The following is a 19,385-nucleotide window of genomic DNA, read 5'->3' as shown; positions in this document are numbered from 1 at the left end:
AACTGCAGGGTCGAGAATTCTCGGCCCTGCAGTTTTCGAATTTGTGAGGAGTACCGGAAGCAGTGAAACTCGAGCTTCGCGGGATGACCAAGGTGTTCGGATCGTTCGTGGCCAACGACCACATCGATCTCACCATCGAACCGGGCGAGATCCATGCTCTGTTGGGTGAGAACGGCGCTGGAAAATCCACCATGATGAACGTCCTCTACGGACTCTACGACGCCGACGGGGGAGAGATCCTCCTCGACGACAAGCCTGTGACCTTCGCCGGGCCGGGGGACGCAGTGGCCGCCGGTATCGGCATGGTCCACCAGCATTTCATGCTCGTGCCCGTGTTCACCGTCGCCGAATCCGTGGCGTTGGGCTATGAGCCGACGAAGTCCCTGGGACTCATCGACCTCGCCGAAGCGCGCAAGAAGGTCACCGAGATCTCCTCTCGCTTCAACTTCAACATCGACCCTGATGCTCTCATCGAAGATCTCCCCGTCGGTGCCCAGCAGCGAGTCGAGATCATCAAGGCTCTGTCTCGGGACGCGAAGATCCTCATCCTCGACGAGCCCACTGCGGTGCTCACCCCGCAGGAGACCGACGAGCTGATCTCGATCATGCGCCAGCTCAAGGAGCAGGGCACCTCGATCGTCTTCATCACCCACAAACTCCGTGAGGTCCGCGCGATCGCCGACTCCATTACGGTCATCCGCCGCGGCAAGATCACAGGCGTTGCCTCCCCAGAATCCACCGAGGCGGAGCTGGCCAGCCAGATGGTCGGCCGTGCCGTGTCGCTGACGACAGAGAAGGACGCAGCCGATCCCGGTGACGCGACCTTCCAGGTCCGCAACCTCACCGTCGTCGACAAGGCAGACAATGTCGTCGTCGACGACGTCAGCTTCGACGTCCGCCGCGGCGAGATCCTCGCAGTCGCCGGTGTCCAGGGCAACGGACAGACAGAGCTGGCCGAAACCATCATCGGCCTGAGCGAACCGCGTCTGGGCACGGTGACTCTCGACGGGAAGAACCTGGTCGGGCAATCGGTGAAGGACCGCCTCGGCGCGGGTATCGGCTTCGTTCCCGAGGATCGTTCGACCGATGGAATCATCGCCGAGTTCGCGATCCGCGAGAACATGATCCTCGACGTCTACGACCGTCCGCCGTACGCGAAGGGGCTCAACCTCAAAACCTCGGTCATCACGGAAGCCGCGAAGCAGAAGGTCGAGGAATTCGACATCCGTCTCGGCAGCGTCGTCGACCCGATCGCCACGCTCTCCGGAGGCAACCAGCAGAAGGTCGTGCTCTCCCGCGAACTCGGCCGCGAGCTGCGCCTGTTCATCGCCAGCCAACCCACCCGCGGCCTCGACGTCGGTTCGATCGAGTTCGTCCACAAACGTGTCATCGCAGAACGCGATGCCGGCACCCCGTGCCTCATCGTCTCGACCGAACTCGACGAGGTCTATGGTCTCGCCGATCGGATCGCCGTCATGTATTCGGGTCGCATCGTCGGAATCGTCGGCGCGAACACCTCCCGCGAGGCCCTGGGCCTGATGATGGCCGGAGTCCCGGCCGACGAAGCATTTGCCGCCACCGCGACACCAGAGAACGATTCGGCCACCACCTCGGCGGCTGACGACCCTGCCGCCACCGCGGCAACTGACGAGAACTCGGCCACCACCTCGGCGGAGGAGAACAAATGACGACTGACATATCACCGGCAGCGCCATCGCCGGCACCACCACCGACCGCCGAGGCAGAGCCGGGCAAGGAACAGAACCTGCTGCAGGAGATCCTGTCCGGGTCATGGTTGGTCTCGGTGCTGTCCATCGTGGTCGCCCTCCTCCTCGGCGGTGTGCTCATCGCCGTGTCCAACGCCGAAGTCGTCGCAGCGGCACAGAACTTCCTCGGCGCGCCAGGAGCCTTCTTCTCCACCCTGTTCTCCACCGTCGGCGAAGCCTATTCGGCGCTGTTTCGCGGATCGATCTTCGACTGGAACGCCCGCACTCCCGAACGCGCTATTCGCCCCCTGACCGAATCCCTGGTCAGCGGAACCCCGCTCATCCTCACCGGACTCGGCATCGCCATGGCCTTCCGCTGCGGTCTATTCAACATCGGCGGTCAGGGCCAGGTCATCCTCGGCGCCACCATCGCCGGATTCCTCGGCTACGCCCTCCACCTCCCGCCCATCGTGCACATGCTCATCGCAGCCATCGGCGGCATCATCGGCGGAGCAATCTGGGCAGGCATCGCCGGTGTGCTCAAGGCACGTACCGGAGCCAACGAGGTGATCGTGACGATCATGCTCAACTCCATCGCGGGCTATCTGCTGGGCTACCTGCTCAAGCAGAGCTGGTTCACGCACACCACCTCGGCGAACCCGCAGTCCCGAGCGATCGACGACACCTCGGAGATGTTCCTCATGTTGCCGCCGCCGTTCCGGCTGCACTTCGGGTTCATTCTGGCCATCCTGGCGACGATCTTCGTATGGTGGCTGCTCGAACGGTCAACGATCGGGTTCGAATTCAAGGCCGTCGGCGCCAACCCGCACGCGGCCCGCACCGCCGGCATCTCCGTGTCGAAGGTGACGATCCTCGTCATGGTCGTCGCCGGTGCTCTGGCCGGTCTCGGCGGAGCCGCCCAAGTGCTTGGCACAGAGGGCAAACTGACCGGCGGCATCAGCGGATCCATCGGCTTCGACGCCATCACGGTGGCTCTGCTGGGCCGATCGAAACCCTGGGGCACCTTCATGGCCGGACTGCTCTTCGGCGCATTCAAGGCCGGCGGCTATCTCATGCAGTCACAGACCGGTACGCCCATCGACATCGTTCTGGTCGTCCAGTCCGTCATTGTTCTGCTCATTGCGGCCCCACCGCTGGTGAGGTCGATCTTCCGGTTGCCCACACCGGTGCTCAAGCGGAAGGAGGCCTGACATGACTGCTCAGACCGTTGCGGCACAGCCCGCGTCCCAGTCCAAGTCACTGACCCCGATCTCGTGGAAGTTCCCGATCGTCTATACGATCCTGGCCGTCGTGTCCCTCGTCTTCTTCGGCATCATCGGCCGAGACGGAGAGACGACGTTCAGAATCGCTACGAGCGGAGACCTGTTCGCGATCCCCGATGTGGTCGTCTCCTCAACCGTCGCCGGACTCGTGCTGTCACTGATCCTCGTCGTGATGGCCGCAGCCTCGATCTACTTCGCGACGAAGCGAGTCGCCCTCGACTCGTGGTTCCCGATGGTCTTCGGCATCCTCTTCGTCGTGTCCTTCCTCGCGTGGGCCGGTGGCGGCAGCGGCGGAGTGATCCCGCTGACGACGCTGCTGGCCGGTGCCCTGGCACTGTCGGTGCCGCTGATCTTCGGCGCCATGTGCGGTCTCGTCGGTGAACGCTCCGGCATCATCAACATCGCCATCGAAGGTCAGCTCCTGGCGGGTGCCTTCCTCGCCGCGGTCGTCGCATCAGTGGCCAAGAACCCCTACGCGGGACTCCTGGCGGCACCGATCGCCGGTGCTCTCGTGGCCGTTGTCCTGACATTCTTCGCAGTGAAGTACTGGGTCAACCAGATCATCATCGGCGTCGTCCTCAACGTGCTCGTCGTCGGTGTGACCAGCTTCCTCTACTCGACGGTGCTGTCGGAGAACCCCGGTCTGTGGAACGCGCGGCAGCAGCTGCCCAACCTGCCGGTCCCGCTGCTCTCAGACATCCCCGTCCTGGGGCGGGTGCTCTTTGACCAGAACATCCTCGTCTACATCATGTACGTCGTCGTCATCGCCCTCCAGATCTTCGTGTTCCGCTCGAAGTGGGGCCTGCGGATGCGGGCCGTGGGTGAGCACCCGAAGGCAGCCGACACCGTGGGCATCAAGGTCAACTTCACCCGCGTACGCAACACCCTCATGGCCGGTGCCATCGCAGGACTCGGCGGTGCCTTCTTCACCGTCGGATCGGGCCTGGCCTTCGGTAAGGAGATGTCGGCCGGCCAGGGATACATTGCGCTGGCCGCGATGATCCTGGGCAAATGGAACCCGAAGGGCGCTCTGCTGGCCGCCCTGCTGTTCGGTTTCTCCAAGAGCCTGGGCAACACCCTGCAGTCCATCGGAACACCGGTAGCCAACGAGCTGCTGCTCATGCTTCCCTATATCGTCACGGTTCTCGCCGTCGCCGGTTTCGTCGGCCGGGTCCGCCCACCGGCGGCCGAAGGCGTGCCGTACGTGAAATAATCCAACCCCAAGAGAGAGGTATCCCCCTATGACTTCTGCAGATGTCGAAGCCTCTGAACACGTGTGGAGCGTGGAACCCACACCCGCCTCGGTCGCCGACCTGAGCGAGGACACCTGGTCGCTGCTGCGCGATGAGGCGATGCGGGCGATGCGTTTCGCCTACGTCCCGTATTCGTCCTACCCCGTGGGTGCGGCCGCCCTCGTCGATGACGGCCGCATCGTCAGCGGCGCGAATATCGAGAATGCCTCGTTCGGGGTGACGCTGTGCGCCGAATGCTCACTCGTCTCCGACCTGTTCATGTCCGGCGGCGGCCGAATCGTGGCATTCGACTGCGTCGACGGAGCGGGGGCGACCCTGGCCCCATGCGGACGCTGCCGCCAACTCCTGTTCGAACACGGCGGCACCGAGATGGTGCTCAACATGCCCAGCGGCAGAGCACCCATGTCGGCGGTGCTGCCCGAAGCATTCGGCCCAGACCATCTGAATCCCGATGCGCAGGGCACCGGCTCCGCCAAGCACTGACCCCGATATCGCCGAGGTGGCCCCGCCGGCCCAGCGCCACCTCGGCGATCAATGGTGACCACCGGTGACCGCCACAGCGGTCACTTCCCGAGCACGACTGCATGCTGCGAACCGGACCACCCCGAGAGTGAAGGACTGACACTGTGAGCGTAGAGGCATTCGATGCCGTCGACGTCATCGCCGCCAAACGCGATGGCCGCACCCTGAGCAGAGAACAGATCGAATGGGTGATCGATGCCTACACTCGCGGTGTCGTCGCCGATGAGCAGATGGCCGCACTGGCCATGGCGATCTTCATCAACGACATGGAACCTCGCGAGATCGCGGACTGGACGCAGGCGATGATCGCCTCGGGCGAGCGGATGGACTTCTCAGCCCTGTCACGCCCGACCTCGGACAAGCATTCGACAGGCGGAGTCGGGGACAAGATCACCCTGCCTCTGGCCCCACTCGTCGCCGTCTTCGACGTCGCCGTCCCACAGCTCTCGGGTCGCGGCCTCGGCCATACCGGGGGAACACTGGACAAGCTCGAGTCCATTCCCGGCTGGCAGGCGGGTCTGAGCAATGAGGCCATCCTCGACCAGCTCGAGGACCTCGGTGCGGTCATCTGCGCCGCAGGCTCCGGCTTAGCTCCTGCGGACAAGAAGCTCTACGCACTGCGCGACACCACCTCGACGGTCGACTGCATTCCGCTCATCGCCTCATCGATCATGTCGAAGAAGATCGCGGAGGGCACCCAGGGTCTCGTCCTCGACGTCAAGGTGGGATCCGGGGCCTTCATGAAGGACCTGCCCAAGGCGCAGAAGCTGGCGCGGACCATGGTCGACCTGGGCCAGTCGGCCGGGGTCAAGACCTCGGCGCTGCTGACCGACATGTCCACCCCGCTGGGGCTCACAGTCGGCAACGCACTCGAGGTCCGTGAGTCCGTCGAGGTCCTCGCCGGCGGCGGCCCCTCCGACGTCGTTGACCTGACCGTGGCGCTGGCCGAGGAGATGCTGCGTCTGGCAGGCAAGACCGACATCGATGTGCGTGCGGCCCTGGGTGACGGTCGGGCCATGGACGTGTGGAAGAAGATGATCCGGTCCCAGAACGGTGACCCCGAAGCCGCGCTGCCCGTCGCCGAGAACACCGAAGTCATCACTGCTCCCGCCTCCGGCATCCTCAGTCGGCTCGATGCTCTGTCCGTGGGAGTCGCCTCCTGGCGCCTCGGTGCCGGACGGGCGCGTAAGGAGGACCCGGTCCAGGACGTGGCCGGCATCGAACTCCATGCCAAGCCCGGCGACACCGTTGCCGAAGGCCAGCCGCTGATGACCCTGCACACGGCCACACCCGAGCGCTTCGCCCGCTCGATCGAATCCCTCGAGGGTGCTGTCGAGATCGGAGGCGACCTCAGCGCGGTCTCCGAGACGATCGTGCTCGAGAAGATCACCTGAGTCGCCGTCACGCGCATTGCATCACCGCAGTACCAACTCACGCAGCCCAAACTCACACAGCACCATCGACCTTGGAGGACAACCATGACCAGCAGAGCCGAAGTCGCAGCGATCATCGACCACACACTGCTCAAGCCCGAAGCCACCCCTGCCGATGTGGAGGCACTCGTAACCGAGGCGAAGGAACTGGGTGTGCTCGCGATCTGCGTGTCCCCGTCGATGCTTCCCGTCACCGATCCCGGCGAGCTGGTAGTCGCCACGGTCGTCGGTTTCCCCAGCGGTCAGGTCAAGCCTGAGATCAAGGCCGCCGAGGCTGCCCAGGCCGTCTCCGATGGTGCCGACGAAGTCGATATGGTCATCAACATCGGTCAGGCCATTGCTGGTGACTTCGACGCGCTGGAGGCCGATATCCGCGGAGTCGTCGACGCCAGCGGCAGCGCCCTGGTCAAGGTCATCATCGAATCCGCAGCGCTCAGCGACGACCAGATCGTCGAAGCCAGTCGCCGCGCCGAGGCTGCAGGGGCAGGCTTCGTCAAGACCTCCACAGGCTTCCATCCCGCAGGCGGAGCCAGTGCGCACGCGGTCTCACTGATGCGCGAAACCGTGGGCGACCGCCTCGGCGTCAAAGCCTCAGGCGGAATCCGCACCGTCGACGCTGCAGAAGAGATGATCGCTGCAGGAGCCTCGCGTCTCGGACTGTCGGGATCGAAGGTCATTCTCGACGGGCTCAGCGACTGAGACTTGCAGGGGAACGCCCCAGCAGCACTGGCTCCACGATTCCAACAGCACATCAGACCGAAGTGGTGAGTTGATGCAGACAAGCAGCGTCGTCAAACGCAGAATAGGATACGGGGCGGCTGCTGTCGCCGGGGTGTTCGCGGTCGCCGGAGCCACCGTCGGCATGTGGGCGATCAGAAACCTGAAAGCCCATGTCCTGGCTCAACGGCGAACTCGGGCGGCAGGATTCCGCGAGAACTCTGTTGACGTCAACGGGACGCGACTGAACTACGCCTCGGGGCCGAAGAGTACCGGGCCGCCGCTGTTGTTGATCCACGGTCAGGGAGTCGACTGGCGCAGCTACGCCCCCGTTCTGCCGGCTCTCGTCCACGATTTCAGTGTCTTCGCTGTTGATGTCCATGGGCATGGAGATTCCGCGCGAGCCCCGGAGAAGTATTCTGCAACGGCCATCGGACATGACCTCGCCACCTTCATTGAGTCAGTGATCGGCCAACCCGTCGTGGTCTCTGGACATTCCTCGGGAGGCCAGCTTGCGGCCTGGCTGGCGGGTCATCGCCCCGACCTCATCAGCGCCGTGGTGTTGGAGGATCCGCCTCTCTTCACCACTCTGCTGCCACGAGCGAAGCAGACGTGGAACTGGGTCGACCTGGCGACGACCTGCCATGACTTCCTTGAGTCCGAAGAGACAGACTGGGCTGCCTACAGTTTTGCCCACCAACGGCTCTGGACCTTCTTCGGCGAGGGCAGAAAGCGAATCATCCGCTCGGGACTGAGGCAGCACGCGAAGCATCCGAACCATCCGATCACCATGTTCTTCATGCCCTCCGGCTGGAACGACATGCAGCGATCATTGCTGACATACGACCCGCGTTTCGGTGACGCCTTCTTCACCGGAAGTTGGGATGAAGGCTTCGATCATGAGGACACGCTGCGCAGTATCACGGCACCAACCACTCTGATCCATGCGGACTGGGAGTACGGTTCGGACGGGATTCTGCAGGGTGCCATCGACGATGTCGACGCTCAGCAGATCACCTCACTGAATGAGAACATCGAACTGATCCGGGTCGAGTCGGGCCACAATGTGCACGGTGAGATACCCGATCGGTTCATCGAGATCCTCAGAGCTCAAAGAAGTCCTTGAGCTTGGCGCTGATCGACGTCAGCGCTGATCTCGTTGCAACCCGAGCGACGAGCGTACCTTGGCCACGGCCTTCTGCGCTGTTCGCTGTTTGATCAGACCTTCTTTGGCGTGAGCGGCGATGCCGATCGTCGAAGTCAGGACGTCGACGATGATGATCACATAGGCCGGGTTCAATGATCCGACTCCTGAGCCGACGACGCCGCGAAGCGTCACCACCGCATCGTCGCGCGAATCGAGTCGGTCGAAGGACCACGCTGCGCTGGAGGTGCCAGCTGCCAATTCAGCGAGAATACGACGCTGTTCAGCCGGCGCAACCTCGATCACCTCCTGGGCAGTCTCCGTCTTCAGCCGCTTGGCGGACCACTTGGCACCGTAGCCTCCCGCACCGAAGACCGTTGACTTCGCACCCAGGCCGCCGAGGCGCTCTGCCAGGATACTTTCGATCTCCGGATCGGCCGGAAAATCGTGGTCAGTCATGGATCAGAGCCCGAAGAAGGTCTTGAGTTCGGTGCTGATGCTTGTCAGCCGCTCCTTGAGCGCAGGCTGGAGTGCCGCACTCGCCGAGGCGGTCGTGACCCTCAGCCCTGCAGCAGCGACCGCGCGCTGATCGGCGGCGGCAGCGGCTGCAAGTCCTTCAGGATCCGCGACGACCTCGAGATAGCATTTGAGCTTCGGTTCGGTACCCGAAGGACGGACGATCACGCGTGAGTTCGCCGCGGAGAGCAGCAGAATGCCATCGGTGGGAGGCAGACCGTCATAACCCTGCGACAGATCATGAACCTCGGTGACTGGGGAGCCGGCCAACGTCGCCGGCGGGTTCTCCCGCAGCTTCGACATGGCTGCTGCGATGAGGGTGACGTCGTCGAGGCGGAAGCTCAGCGGAGCCGTTGCGAAGTATCCGTCGCGGCTGCGGATCCGATCGAGTTCGGCATCGATGCTCGAACCCGCCTCTTTGAGGCGTGAGACCAGGGCCGCAAAGGTCACGGCAGCAGAGATTCCATCCTTATCCCTGACCGCACCCGGGTCGACGCAGTAGCCCAAGGCCTCCTCGTAGCCGAAGACCAGATCGGGGACACGGGAGATCCACTTGAAACCCGTGAGGGTGTTGGTCGCGGTGAATCCATGACTTTCGGCGGCGGCAGCCAGACCCCGGGAGGAGACGATCGAGTTCGCGAACACCGGAGAGGAAACATCGGCAGCGTCGCCCACTCCTGCAGAGTCATCGGCCACCTGCTGCTTCGAATGATGAGTGCCCTGGGTCAGGCGAGTCGCGATGTCCTCACCGAGGAGGAGACCAACCTCGTCGCCGGAGAGCTGCCGGAAACCGGTTGCCAACGAGGTATCCGGGATGGCGGCCGAGAACCTGTCGGCATCCGGGTCGTTGGCGATGATGAGCTCAGCGCCGACCTCCCTGGCCAAGGAATATGACTCATCCAGGGCGCCAGCCTCTTCGGGGTTCGGGAACGTGACCGTCGGGAAGTCCGGGTCGGGTGCCTGTTGCGAGGGCACAGGATGCACGTTCGTGAACCCAGTGCGGGCCAGGACCGCCTCAGCGACGGAGGCTCCGACACCGTGCAAGGAGGTGTGCACGATGGTCAGGTCGGCGCTCGAATGCACACCCAGGGCACCGATGCGAGCCAGGTAGGTCTCGACAATCGTCTCATCGAGATGTTCCCACCCGGATTCGGCACGAGGCACCGAGGCCACAGATTCGACGGCAGCGATCTGCTCGGCGATGAGAGCATCGGCGGGACTGACGATCTGCGCGCCGGCACCTGCCTCGGCAGCACCGGCGTCGGACTCGATCGCGAGCAGCGGACGCTGACCGAGGTAGACCTTGTAGCCGTTGTCCGCGGGCGGGTTGTGACTGGCAGTGACCATGACTCCGGCGTCGGCCTGCAGATGAGACAACGCGAACGCCAGCAGCGGTGTCGGCAGCTGATCGGGCAGCTGGATGGCCGTTCCGCCGGCGGCCGTGACGACGGCGGCTGTGTCGGTCACGAAGTCTGAGGACATGTAGCGGGCATCGCAGCCGATGACGACAGTGAAACCCTCGCCCACCGCGTTCAGAAGGAAACGGGAGAGACCTGCTGCGGCCCGGATGACGACAGCACGATTCATCCGGTTGGGTCCGGCCGCGATCTCTCCACGCAGGCCTGCGGTGCCGAAGGCCAGGGGTCCTGCGAAACGATCCTCGAGGTCGGCTATCGCCGCCGCATCACCGGCCTTCGCCGCACCAAGGATGCTTTTCAACGTGTTCGCTGTCTTCTGATCGGGGTCATCAGCAATCCACGCCTCGACGATGTCGGCGTCGAAGCCGTTGGTGAAGCGATCGGCTACTTCAGTCATGTCTGTCCTAGTCCAGTGCGGTCGGTGAGGGGAATGCGGGTGGAGACAGGTGTGCTGTCAGGTCGGGGGAGTGCTGGTCGGTTCACTCAGCGCGGCAGACGTCGCTCAGAGCTTCGACACGATGTCGGCGAGCAGCCGCGAGATCCGCGGGGCGGCGGCGACGCCGGCCTCGATGACCTCGGCATGGGAGAGCGGGGTCTCCTGGATGCCGGCTGCCAGGTTCGTCACCAGAGAGATGCCCATGAGTTCCAGACCGGCCTGACGTGCGGCGATGGCCTCCAACGAAGTGGACATTCCAACGAGGTCCGCGCCGAGGACCCCGGCCATGCGCACCTCGGCGGGAGTTTCGTAGTGGGGCCCGCGGAACTGTGCGTAGACGCCTTCGTCGAGGCTGGGGTCGATCTCCTTGGCGATGGCACGCATGCGTGGGGAGTACAGGTCGGTGAGGTCGACGAAGTTCGCACCTTCGATGGGGGAGGTGCCGGTGAGGTTGAGGTGGTCGGAGATGAGGACCGGGGTGCCGGCAGCCCAATTGCGGTTGAGGCCACCGCAGCCGTTGGTGAGTACGAGGCTCTCGCATCCGGCGGCAGCGGCGGTGCGGACTCCGTGGGCGACGGCGCGCACGCCCTTGCCTTCGTAGTAGTGGGTGCGGGAACCGAGGACGAGAGCGTGCTTGCCGCTGGCCTCGATCCGAATCGTGCGCAGGGTGGCGCCGTGGCCTTCGACGGCGGGTGCGTGGAAGCCGGGGACGTCCGCGGCCGAGATTTCGCTGATCGTCTCGCCGAGGAGCTCCGCTGCTCCGCCCCACCCCGAGCCGAGAACGAGAGCAATGTCATGGGCCTCGATGCCGGCTTTGGAGTTGATGGTCGTGGCCGCGGCGCGGGCGGCGGCGGTAGGATCGCTTAAGTCAGTCATGACGCCAAGATTATCAAGTTCTCGACCCGTTCAAGGAGCGCACACAATGCCGATCAGAGACCTGACCGATGGTGACGACCTGCGGTTGAACGAGGTGCTCGCCGACGCTGCGACACCGGCCGCCCACATGGCCAGGTCCCTGTTCCGTCCCTCCTCGGATTCCCCCTTGCTGCGATCTGTCATCGCCGAGGTGGTCCCTGAGGTTCCCGTTGGTGCCGCAGCGATCGCCGAATCCCCCCTTCACCCCTACCGGGCGTGGGTCAATGTCGAGGTCGCGGGCGAGGAACAGGGCCACGGTCAGGGTCGGGAACTCTTCGAAGCCGCCTGCGCTGAAACTGCGGGGACCGCCTTGGAGGGCCTTGACCTGCGTGCACGAGTGGAAGCCGGCAGCTCGGGTGAAGGCTTCGCCAAGGCACTGGGCTTCACACCGTTGACGACGACACGGGTGATCAAGGTCGCCGCCGGTGCACTACCGCCCAGCGGTGGCGGACGCGCCGAGGACCTCGAGATCGTGGCCACCGGATCGGTCAAACTCACGAAGGCCTTCCTCACCTGGTACACGGCCGTGAACAAGGACGACGCCGTCGGTCCACTGACGATCGGTCAGGTCAACAATGCGTTCCTCTCCGAAGCAGCGGGTGCCCACGGTGCCGCTCTGCTCAACGGTGAAGCCGGTGCCGCCGAAGACTCAGGCCTCAGCGCCTTCGCCGTCTCCTACGCACGGGAAGCAGATCAGTCAGGCGTCGAGATCACCGATGCAATGCCGGCCCCTGATGATGATGAGGAAGCACCGACCGAACTCATCATCGGGTCGATGTTCGAAACCCGCGAGGAGGCCGCCGACACCTCAAGTGACCTGTTCAGGGCCGCGATCGCCGACGCCGAGCTTCTCCTTGCCCGCCTCTCCGTCGATGCCGACGTCGTCCTGGAGGTCACGAGCGGCATGCCGGTGGTCTCCGCGCTCGCCGATCGACTCGCCGAAGCCGGCCAGGCCACGGAACTCTACCGCTACGAAACTCTCACGGGACCGCCCGCCGACGCTCACTGAGCCGACGTTGCCCCGAGGGTTCACAATGACTGGGCCAGGCTTGGCGGGAGAATTTGAGAGAAAGTAGGACACCTGTGTCTTCGGCTGACAGTGGGAGCAGCGAGGCGATCTCCCATGACAATCACACAGAGAATGTGGGCCTGCGCAGGGGACTGACCGCCCGGCACATCCGCTTCATGGCCTTGGGCTCGGCCATCGGCACGGGGTTGTTCATGGGGTCCTCGGAGTCGATCCAAGCCGCAGGTCCGTCCGTGCTGCTGGCCTACATCATCGGCGGTGCCGCCGTCTTCATGGTGATGCGTGCGCTGGGCGAAATGCTGGTCCGTCATCCCGTCTCGGGATCCTTCGGCCAGTTCGCATCGCACTATCTCCATCCATTCGCCGGTTTCCTCGTCGGCTGGACCTTCGTCTTCGAGATGATTCTTGTCGCCGTCTTCGACGCCACCGCCGTCGGCGTGTACATGGGCTTCTGGTTCCCTGGAGTACCGCGCTGGATCTGGGTGCTGGCCGTCGTGCTCTTCATCGCCGCAATCAACATGATCGGTGTCAAGGTCTTCGGTGAGCTGGAATTCTGGTTCGCGCTCATCAAAATCGTCGCGATCATCGCCCTCATTGCGGCCGGCGTGGCCATCATCATCTTCGGCTTCGGCATCGCCGACCACGATCAGATGGGCCCGCGTGCATTGTTCGACCACGGGGGAGCGTTCCCGCACGGACTTTGGGGGTTCCTGTCATCATTCACGATCGTGATGTTCGCATTCGGCGGCATCGAGATCATCGGAGTCACCGCCGGCGAGGCGCAGAACCCGAAGAAGGTGCTGCCGGCCGCCATCAACACGGTGCCGGTGCGCATCCTGCTCTTCTACGTGCTCACCCTCGGCGTGATCATGTGCATCCTGCCCTGGAACCAAATCACCTCGGAGATCAGCCCCTTCGTCGCGATCTTCGACTCCGTCGGTTTCAACGCAGCAGCCGCCATCCTCCAGGTTGTGCTCATCACAGCCGCACTCTCGGCCATCAATGCCGATATCTTCGGGGCCGGTCGGATGCTCCATGGTCTGGCGGAACAGGGACAGGCACCGCGTTCCTTCGCCCACACCACCCGCAACGGAGTGCCGGTGATGACTGTGATCACGATGATTGCGGCCCTGCTGGTCGGCGTGCTCCTCAACTACCTCTACCCCGACCAGGCCCTGTTCCTGCTCGGCGCATTGGCGACGTTCGCCACGGTGCTGGTGTGGCTGGTCATCCTCGCAGCTCATCTTCGGATGAAGCGGGTGCTGGTGCAGGAGAACCGACTGCGCAGTGAGTTCCCGATGCCGCTGTGGCCTGTGGGGTCCTGGGCGACGGTGGCATTCATCCTCTTCGTCATCGTCATGGTCGGAATCGTGCCCGATTCCCGTCCGGCGCTGTGGGTAGGTCTGCTCTGGGTCGGGGCGCTGTGGCTGTGCTACTTCGCCTTCGTTCGGGGTGAGGGGCGCCGACCCTACCAGCTCATCGACCACACCGAGCCACTGGCCGCGGGCAGGCACAACGAGAGTACTGACTGATCGTCAGCTCGAAACGCGATCGGTCAGGCAGACCTCACCGTGACATCGGCGGATCCCTCCGCTGAGAAGAGCCTCACGGCCTGCGCCCTGCCTTCGGTGACGTACCACGCGGTCCCGGGATCTCCGTCGAGTGGTGGCAGTCTGAGCAGGCCCAGATTGCTGAGGTCCTGCCGACTGTGGACGCCGATGATCAGCGTCGGCCCCAGTCCTTGTGCCTTGGCCAACGGGGAACCGTAGCCGGGGGTGAACCGCACCGGCATCGTGACCACATGCAGTCCGCCGTCGAGGAGATCGAAGGCGTCCGGGTTGGCTTCCAAATGCGCATCGTCATGGACCGTGAGCAACTGGATGTTGGCCGCTGCTGCGTCAGAGCACGTCTCCTGGAGCATGGCTGCGGTCTCGCTCTTTCCGCTCTGCGGTGATCCGCGGACGCTGAGAACCTCTCCGTCACGCGCTGGGTCCCACGCGACGAGTTTCCCGAAGGGGTCGAGTCCGAGCGGAATCCAGGTCCCCGTCGGATCCAGTGGCGCAGTTGCGTGCTCCGGTGCTGCCGTGAGTCCACGCCAACGGGGTTCGACGCTGCCACATATGTCGTCGCCTACAGCTGCGAGGTCCGGCACCAACTGCACATCGGCGCCGTCACCACCTGCTTCGTGCGCGCTGGGACCGACGAGGACTGCCCTGTATTCCGGCCACGTCCCGACGAATCGCTGCCTGGACAGTCCGACGCTGAGCCCATCACCTCCTGCACTGGGTGGGAAGATCACCTGAGAGGTGAAAGCGGCGCTCGTGCTCGTCGACGTTCGGCACCCGCCCAGCAGAAACGTCAGCCCCAACCCGGAGCCATGTTTGAGCAGACGCTCCGTCTCGGCAGCCATCTGATGGTCCAGAGAGTCGATGAACTCGTTCCAATTGCTGCACACCACGATCGTTGCCGGCACGCGTTCGTCGGCAGAGCCTCGGTGCAGATGGTCGAGGATCGCGTGAAAGCGCCAACCGGTGTCCATCCCACAGGCGATCTCGGCCCAGTCCAAGGACTTCGCGATGCGCCCCAAAGCCACGACCCGGTGAGTCAGGGCGGCACTGGCTGCCATGCGCCTCAGCACTGTTGAGACGACGTCCGCGTCGGTGCCGACGACGATGGTCGAACCATCAACGGCAGGGGAGTATGACCAGGCGCTCTGCTTCTGGTGACTGGGAATGTCAACGATTCCGGTTACCGTTCCAGTCACTGTCTCGGACCCTGTCCCATTCACCTCTGGATCGCTCTCAGTTGAGCCGGACCCATCGGTCCACGCTGAGAGCAGCACAGGGATATCCTCAGCATCGGGCAGGGGCGGCAGGACGACCGAACGATGCCGTTGAGGCGATGGCTGTGTCTCGGCAGGTGACTTACGATATGCCTGCTCAAGGTTGCCGATATGGATGCCGTTGACGCTGTGCTGGGTGGGAAGGCCTCGGCCGGGTTCCCACGGGCGGAGTCGGGGCCGCTGACGAACACCGGCAGCAGAGGAAGCGGAGGTGGGAACGGCGACCCGAAACTCCACGATCGACGAACCCGTATCGAGGCATGCTGCGCCTGGGGTGTCCGGTGGCAGAAGGGCAGCGTCGTTGACGCCGATGACGTCGAAGGAGTCCGCATCCTCTCGCACGCGCAGGCACATCCGAATGTTGATGTTGGCCTTCATCTGTCCGGTGACGACGCCGAGCGGCCGTTGAGTCGCGAGGATGAGATGCACTCCCAGCGACCGTCCCAGGGCTGTCAGGTGCTCCAGCAGATCTGCCGCCTTCGGGTGGGTCGCCATGAGGGCGTGGAACTCATCAATGACGACGACCAACCTCGACGGAGGATCGTCGAGTTCGAGGACATCGGAACACCCGTGGTCGGCCAGGAGCCGCTCGCGGCGGGTGATCTCAGCACGGACGGAGACCAATGCGCGGAAGGCAGCCGCGGAATCGAAGTCGTCGAGGACGCTGTCGGTATGCGGCAGCTCCTCCAACGGGGCGAAAGTCGCACCGCCCTTGAAATCGATGAGAACGAACACCAGCCGCGACGGTGGGTGTTCCAGAGCCATTGCCAGCAGCCAGGTCTGAAGCAGAATCGACTTCCCGCTGCCTGTCGTTCCAGCCACGAGCGCGTGAGGTCCGTCGTTGAAGAGGTCGAGAGCGATGTCCCCATCTCGTCCGCGCCCAATCCGCACGGGACCAGGTGCAGTGTGCGCCCAGCGCTGACGAATGACCTGCGGTGCATCGTCGTAGAGATCGCCGAGGCCATGATTCGGCAGCCGTTCGACGTTGCCGTCCGTCGCCTGCCGGTGCCCGAGAGCGAGGAACCGCCCAGGTGGCATGAGGGAGGCAACGAGGGTTCTGCCCGGCGCTGGACCATCTGCAGCCGAGGAATCGTCGGTGCGTGCCTGTGCCAGGCTGCCCAGTGACAGAGAGATCGATGCGATGGGAGACGGTGCTTGCAGCAGAAGTCTCGCCGACGTGGCCTGTTCGGACAGGACCACGCCGATCCTCGACTCGGTGCCGTCGCCGTGGTCGAAGCCGCTGCCCTGCAGCTCGGGCAGCCGAAGCAGATCGGGACACGGCAGCCAGTCATAGGTGGGCTCGCTCAGCCAGGACAGAGCCATGCGACGCAGCTGTTCGCTATCGCCGGTAACCGTCACCGAGGTGGTGGTGGGGTCGATGCGAAGCGGCACCTCGTCGATGATGACCGTCCCATCGAGATGTTCGGTGCCCTCGCGGAGTTCATCGGCGATCGTGATGGGGCTGCGGGCAGCCCCGAAGCCGAGGCATAGTCCCGAACCGGTCTGCAGGAGGCGCCTGTGGTCGTCGACCACTGTGGACAGCCTGCGCCGAGCCGTCTCGAGCGCCGCCCGCCTGTCGAGGACGCATTGGGCGCAGTCGCGTGCATATCGACGCTTCTCCATGACATAGGCGACATAGCCGGAGATGGGTGCGGACACGCTGAAGAGGAGGAACCACCACATTCCGGTGACGACTGCGAGCACACCTCCGATGGCGATGGGAATGAGGAATGCCCACCACTGGGGAGGCTTCGCTGGGCGTGGGTCATCAACTGACTCAGGTGCCACATGCGTGGGTTCACGCCCAGAGCCGGCGAACATTCGGGTCCGGCTAGTATCCGGGGGAGGTCTGCGGGAATGGGAGATAGTGGGGGAGATGGGCGAGAAGATAGTGGTGCCCAGAGCTGAGAACGTCTGCTCCCTGGCCGGCCCCAACTCGAGTCGTGCCGGTTGGCGGGACAGACACGGGTCGACGATGGTCAGGCTCTCGGGGTGGGAGATGCGGCTGAGCAGGGGAGTCCGGGGATCGATTCCGATCGTAAAGCCCGAATCGGGTCCGGCGAGCACCGAGACCAGGGCAGATCCGGATCCTCGATCGAGGGACGAGGTTCCGAGGACGGTGACCGGGTTCAGCGACTGCCACCGCCCCCAGGCCATGGTCTTCACCAAGTCATCTGGGTTGTCGGATTCTGCGGGCAGTCGGTTGCCCGCGAGCAGGTCAGTCAAGGTCAGGACGGGACCAATGACGGAGCGAAGCACCTCGAGGACGGGCTGCTCAGAGTCTGCTTCGATCACATCGGTGCGAATGTTGGCGTTGGCATCGATGCGATGAATCAGACCGAGCGTGTTCATGGTTTCAGGATCACGTGGTTCAACGGGCGGGCCAAGTGCGCCTCATCTCCCTGTGGACGGCGGTTCTGTGCCCACAGGTTCTTCGCTCACAAGTGGGGGAAATGCCCACAGGAGAATACGGCAGAGTCGCCGGGGTGTCCGCATCAGAGTCGTTGAGCGACCATCACGATATGCGCAGCGAACCGCGAGCATAGGCGGTGGCTTGGAGTTCGATGAGATCGGGGACGAACCGTGACAGCAATGCAGGGGTGTAGTCGGCGCGCAGGCGGATGACAACCGAATGCTGCCCGTCCGCATCGGCGCTGAGCTCCACATTGTGCAGCCCCTGCGGCGTGGGAACGGCGTCAATGTAGCGGCTGGCGGCCCGTTTCGCCGCAGGGGGTGAGAACACGAGCCCAGGTTCGCCGCCGGGAGCCGGTTCGAATGAGTCGGAGGCGGCCAGCGCTGCAGAGTCCGCCACGCTCTGCAGCTCGCGGCGAGTCATATGCAGGTCCGTCAGCGCCGCGATGAGGAAGGCCAAGAGCAAGGCGATGACGACGAAGCCGATGGCCAATGGGGTGATGGACCCGTCGTCGACGCGGGACCGGTGTCTGCGCGGCATCTCAGTCTCCACCTGCCGTGGCGACGACATCGGTGTGGGAGGCCCGAAGAGTGATGTGTGGGGAATGTTTGGTGCCGAAGAGGAGCGGGAACCCGGGCAGCGACACCTTCGTCTCGACCCGCGCGGTGATGAGGGAGCCTGCTTGTCCACAGGGCCCAGAACATGAGTAGTCAATAGTGATGGGAACCCCGGTGAGTCCGAAATCGGTGAAATGCATGTCGGCGACCTGGTGGGCTCGGCGTTCGGACGGGTCGGCATCGCGGGCCGCGATCCGGGAGGCCGAGATCGCGGTCGACGTGGTCGCATAGCTGGCAGCCTGCAGCTGAGAGATGGCGAGCATGAGATAGACGACCGGGATGAGCAGAACGATGGACGCGAAGATGAACTCGATGACGGCCGTACCCGAATCGAGGCGTTCCTTCGATACTGGATCGGGTCGCTCCTCCGACACCGAGTCGCGGTGCTCCTCGGGCACAGCAAGATCAGACTCAGTCACGATCGACGTCCTCAACGACCGACCGTCCGCTCAGATCCCACACCTCGGCGGGACCCCACAGTCCGAGGACGGGCAACGGAGTCCGGACACGAACCTCGACGACATCGTCTGGGCCGTGCCGGGCTGTGGTGACGGTGATCGACTGGGCATAGCGCTCGCCCACGGACACGGTGATGAGTTCGGAGGCGAGACGTTTCCCGTCGGCATTCGACTGATCGGCGAGGCTGGCTTGGCGGGCACCGGCGATGGCCGAATCGATGACTGTGTTGCGGACGTGGATGACCAGACCGATCTGCAGAGTCCCGGCTAAGACGAGGGCCAGGAGTGACCCGATGAGCGCGAACTCGGCGATCGCAGAACCGGAGTCGGCCCCGGCTTCGCGGTCAACATCGTAGTCCTCGGCCTCCGCGTCCACGTCGACACCACGCCTCCGATGGATCACCCGGCGCCCCGAACCTTGTTCATCGCGTCCTGGAACATCGAGGTGAAGGCTTCTCCGGCCAATGCCCACAGCGCGACGACCAACCCTGCCGTCATCAAAGTGATGAGGACCCAACCGGGAACGTCACCGCGGTCCGGTCTCTCCTCTCGGCGCTCGCCTCGGCGATCGGGGGCATCGGTTGAGAGGCCGATGACGAACACGGTGAATCGGTTCATCAGATGGTGGAACATGGTGTCTCCTTCTTCCGGGGTGATCGGTGGCAGGTTGATGATCGGGTGGCAG

At 64.2% G+C, this 19,385-nt stretch carries 17 protein-coding genes; 9 read left to right on the top strand and 8 right to left on the bottom strand.

All coding sequences use genetic code 11. From position 1 onward, the window contains the following. Positions 1–62: 62 nt before the first annotated feature. The 7 genes from PGC08_RS14560 to PGC08_RS14530 all read left to right on the top strand — a co-directional run bounded on the left by PGC08_RS14560 (position 63) and on the right by PGC08_RS14530 (position 8,040). The gene (locus tag PGC08_RS14560) at positions 63–1,688 is read left to right on the top strand and encodes an ABC transporter ATP-binding protein (protein ID WP_009885343.1); all 1,626 of its coding nucleotides are present in this window, start codon (positions 63–65) and stop codon (positions 1,686–1,688) included. Then, complete coding sequence (locus tag PGC08_RS14555) at positions 1,685–2,917, top strand: ABC transporter permease (RefSeq protein ID WP_009885342.1); 1,233 nt, start codon at positions 1,685–1,687, stop codon at positions 2,915–2,917. The genes PGC08_RS14560 and PGC08_RS14555 overlap by 4 nt, the downstream gene beginning before the upstream one ends. Before the next feature lies 1 nt (position 2,918). Further along, the gene (locus PGC08_RS14550) at positions 2,919–4,202 is read left to right on the top strand and encodes an ABC transporter permease (protein ID WP_009885341.1); all 1,284 of its coding nucleotides are present in this window, start codon (positions 2,919–2,921) and stop codon (positions 4,200–4,202) included. A 28-nt stretch (positions 4,203–4,230) separates the two neighbouring features. Then, positions 4,231–4,725 carry a cytidine deaminase gene (locus tag PGC08_RS14545; RefSeq protein ID WP_096146004.1) on the top strand — a complete coding sequence of 165 codons (495 nt, stop codon included), beginning with the start codon at positions 4,231–4,233 and terminating at the stop codon, positions 4,723–4,725. Positions 4,726–4,868: 143 nt separating this feature from the next. After that, positions 4,869–6,158: a thymidine phosphorylase gene (locus tag PGC08_RS14540; RefSeq protein WP_271708725.1), complete on the top strand. Its 1,290-nt coding sequence runs from the start codon at positions 4,869–4,871 to the stop codon at positions 6,156–6,158. A gap of 84 nt (positions 6,159–6,242) precedes the next feature. Next, entirely contained in the window at positions 6,243–6,896 is a 654-nt protein-coding gene (deoC, locus tag PGC08_RS14535) for a deoxyribose-phosphate aldolase (RefSeq protein ID WP_271708724.1), read from the top strand. A gap of 73 nt (positions 6,897–6,969) precedes the next feature. Continuing rightward, on the top strand, positions 6,970–8,040 hold the full coding sequence (locus tag PGC08_RS14530; protein WP_271708723.1) for an alpha/beta hydrolase: 1,071 nt from the start codon (positions 6,970–6,972) through the stop codon (positions 8,038–8,040). A gap of 18 nt (positions 8,041–8,058) precedes the next feature. Here the strand turns inward: PGC08_RS14530 and PGC08_RS14525 are convergent, their stop codons facing one another. The 3 genes from PGC08_RS14525 to PGC08_RS14515 all read right to left on the bottom strand — a co-directional run bounded on the left by PGC08_RS14525 (position 8,059) and on the right by PGC08_RS14515 (position 11,304). Next, positions 8,059–8,517, bottom strand: a complete 459-nt coding sequence (locus PGC08_RS14525) for a hypothetical protein (protein ID WP_271708722.1) — start codon at positions 8,515–8,517, stop codon at positions 8,059–8,061. A 3-nt stretch (positions 8,518–8,520) separates the two neighbouring features. Continuing rightward, positions 8,521–10,389, bottom strand: a complete 1,869-nt coding sequence (locus PGC08_RS14520; protein ID WP_271708721.1) for a phospho-sugar mutase — start codon at positions 10,387–10,389, stop codon at positions 8,521–8,523. Positions 10,390–10,494: 105 nt separating this feature from the next. Beyond that, positions 10,495–11,304: a purine-nucleoside phosphorylase gene (locus PGC08_RS14515; protein ID WP_271708720.1), complete on the bottom strand. Its 810-nt coding sequence runs from the start codon at positions 11,302–11,304 to the stop codon at positions 10,495–10,497. Between the two features lie 46 nt (positions 11,305–11,350). Between PGC08_RS14515 and PGC08_RS14510 the strand changes: the two genes are divergently transcribed. Further along, positions 11,351–12,352 carry a GNAT family N-acetyltransferase gene (locus tag PGC08_RS14510; protein ID WP_271708719.1) on the top strand — a complete coding sequence of 334 codons (1,002 nt, stop codon included), beginning with the start codon at positions 11,351–11,353 and terminating at the stop codon, positions 12,350–12,352. 176 nt (positions 12,353–12,528) lie between these two features. Continuing rightward, complete coding sequence (locus PGC08_RS14505) at positions 12,529–13,902, top strand: amino acid permease (RefSeq protein ID WP_333937927.1); 1,374 nt, start codon at positions 12,529–12,531, stop codon at positions 13,900–13,902. Positions 13,903–13,925: 23 nt separating this feature from the next. Here the strand turns inward: PGC08_RS14505 and PGC08_RS14500 are convergent, their stop codons facing one another. From PGC08_RS14500 to PGC08_RS14480, 5 genes are all read right to left on the bottom strand, one after another. Continuing rightward, on the bottom strand, positions 13,926–17,564 hold the full coding sequence (locus PGC08_RS14500) for an FtsK/SpoIIIE domain-containing protein (RefSeq protein WP_271708718.1): 3,639 nt from the start codon (positions 17,562–17,564) through the stop codon (positions 13,926–13,928). Positions 17,565–17,727: 163 nt separating this feature from the next. Then, complete coding sequence (locus PGC08_RS14495) at positions 17,728–18,165, bottom strand: pilus assembly protein TadG-related protein (RefSeq protein ID WP_069600652.1); 438 nt, start codon at positions 18,163–18,165, stop codon at positions 17,728–17,730. Between the two features lies 1 nt (position 18,166). Then, positions 18,167–18,661, bottom strand: a complete 495-nt coding sequence (locus tag PGC08_RS14490) for a hypothetical protein (RefSeq protein WP_236850460.1) — start codon at positions 18,659–18,661, stop codon at positions 18,167–18,169. Further along, on the bottom strand, positions 18,654–19,076 hold the full coding sequence (locus PGC08_RS14485; protein ID WP_069601402.1) for a TadE family protein: 423 nt from the start codon (positions 19,074–19,076) through the stop codon (positions 18,654–18,656). Before PGC08_RS14485 ends, PGC08_RS14490 begins: the two co-directional genes overlap by 8 nt. Before the next feature lie 23 nt (positions 19,077–19,099). Continuing rightward, a complete protein-coding gene (locus PGC08_RS14480; RefSeq protein ID WP_096157352.1) occupies positions 19,100–19,333 on the bottom strand; it encodes a hypothetical protein in 234 nt (77 codons plus the stop codon). Positions 19,334–19,385: the final 52 nt, after the last annotated feature.

Origin of the sequence: Brevibacterium sp. BDJS002, assembly GCF_028201555.1 — a bacterium.
GTDB classification, from domain to species: Bacteria; Actinomycetota; Actinomycetes; order Actinomycetales; family Brevibacteriaceae; genus Brevibacterium; species Brevibacterium aurantiacum.
This window is presented reverse-complemented; position numbering and strand designations above follow the sequence as displayed.

Coding starts and splice junctions, on each gene's coding strand:
- PGC08_RS14555 (WP_009885342.1), top strand. CDS start 1,685: ATGACGACTGACATATCACCGGCAGCGCCATCGCCGGCACCACCACCG.
- PGC08_RS14550 (WP_009885341.1), top strand. CDS start 2,919: ATGACTGCTCAGACCGTTGCGGCACAGCCCGCGTCCCAGTCCAAGTCA.
- PGC08_RS14545 (WP_096146004.1), top strand. CDS start 4,231: ATGACTTCTGCAGATGTCGAAGCCTCTGAACACGTGTGGAGCGTGGAA.
- deoC (WP_271708724.1), top strand. CDS start 6,243: ATGACCAGCAGAGCCGAAGTCGCAGCGATCATCGACCACACACTGCTC.
- PGC08_RS14530 (WP_271708723.1), top strand. CDS start 6,970: ATGCAGACAAGCAGCGTCGTCAAACGCAGAATAGGATACGGGGCGGCT.
- PGC08_RS14525 (WP_271708722.1), bottom strand. CDS start 8,517: ATGACTGACCACGATTTTCCGGCCGATCCGGAGATCGAAAGTATCCTG.
- PGC08_RS14520 (WP_271708721.1), bottom strand. CDS start 10,389: ATGACTGAAGTAGCCGATCGCTTCACCAACGGCTTCGACGCCGACATC.
- PGC08_RS14515 (WP_271708720.1), bottom strand. CDS start 11,304: ATGACTGACTTAAGCGATCCTACCGCCGCCGCCCGCGCCGCGGCCACG.
- PGC08_RS14510 (WP_271708719.1), top strand. CDS start 11,351: ATGCCGATCAGAGACCTGACCGATGGTGACGACCTGCGGTTGAACGAG.
- PGC08_RS14505 (WP_333937927.1), top strand. CDS start 12,529: ATGGCCTTGGGCTCGGCCATCGGCACGGGGTTGTTCATGGGGTCCTCG.
- PGC08_RS14500 (WP_271708718.1), bottom strand. CDS start 17,564: ATGAACACGCTCGGTCTGATTCATCGCATCGATGCCAACGCCAACATT.
- PGC08_RS14495 (WP_069600652.1), bottom strand. CDS start 18,165: ATGCCGCGCAGACACCGGTCCCGCGTCGACGACGGGTCCATCACCCCA.
- PGC08_RS14480 (WP_096157352.1), bottom strand. CDS start 19,333: ATGTTCCACCATCTGATGAACCGATTCACCGTGTTCGTCATCGGCCTC.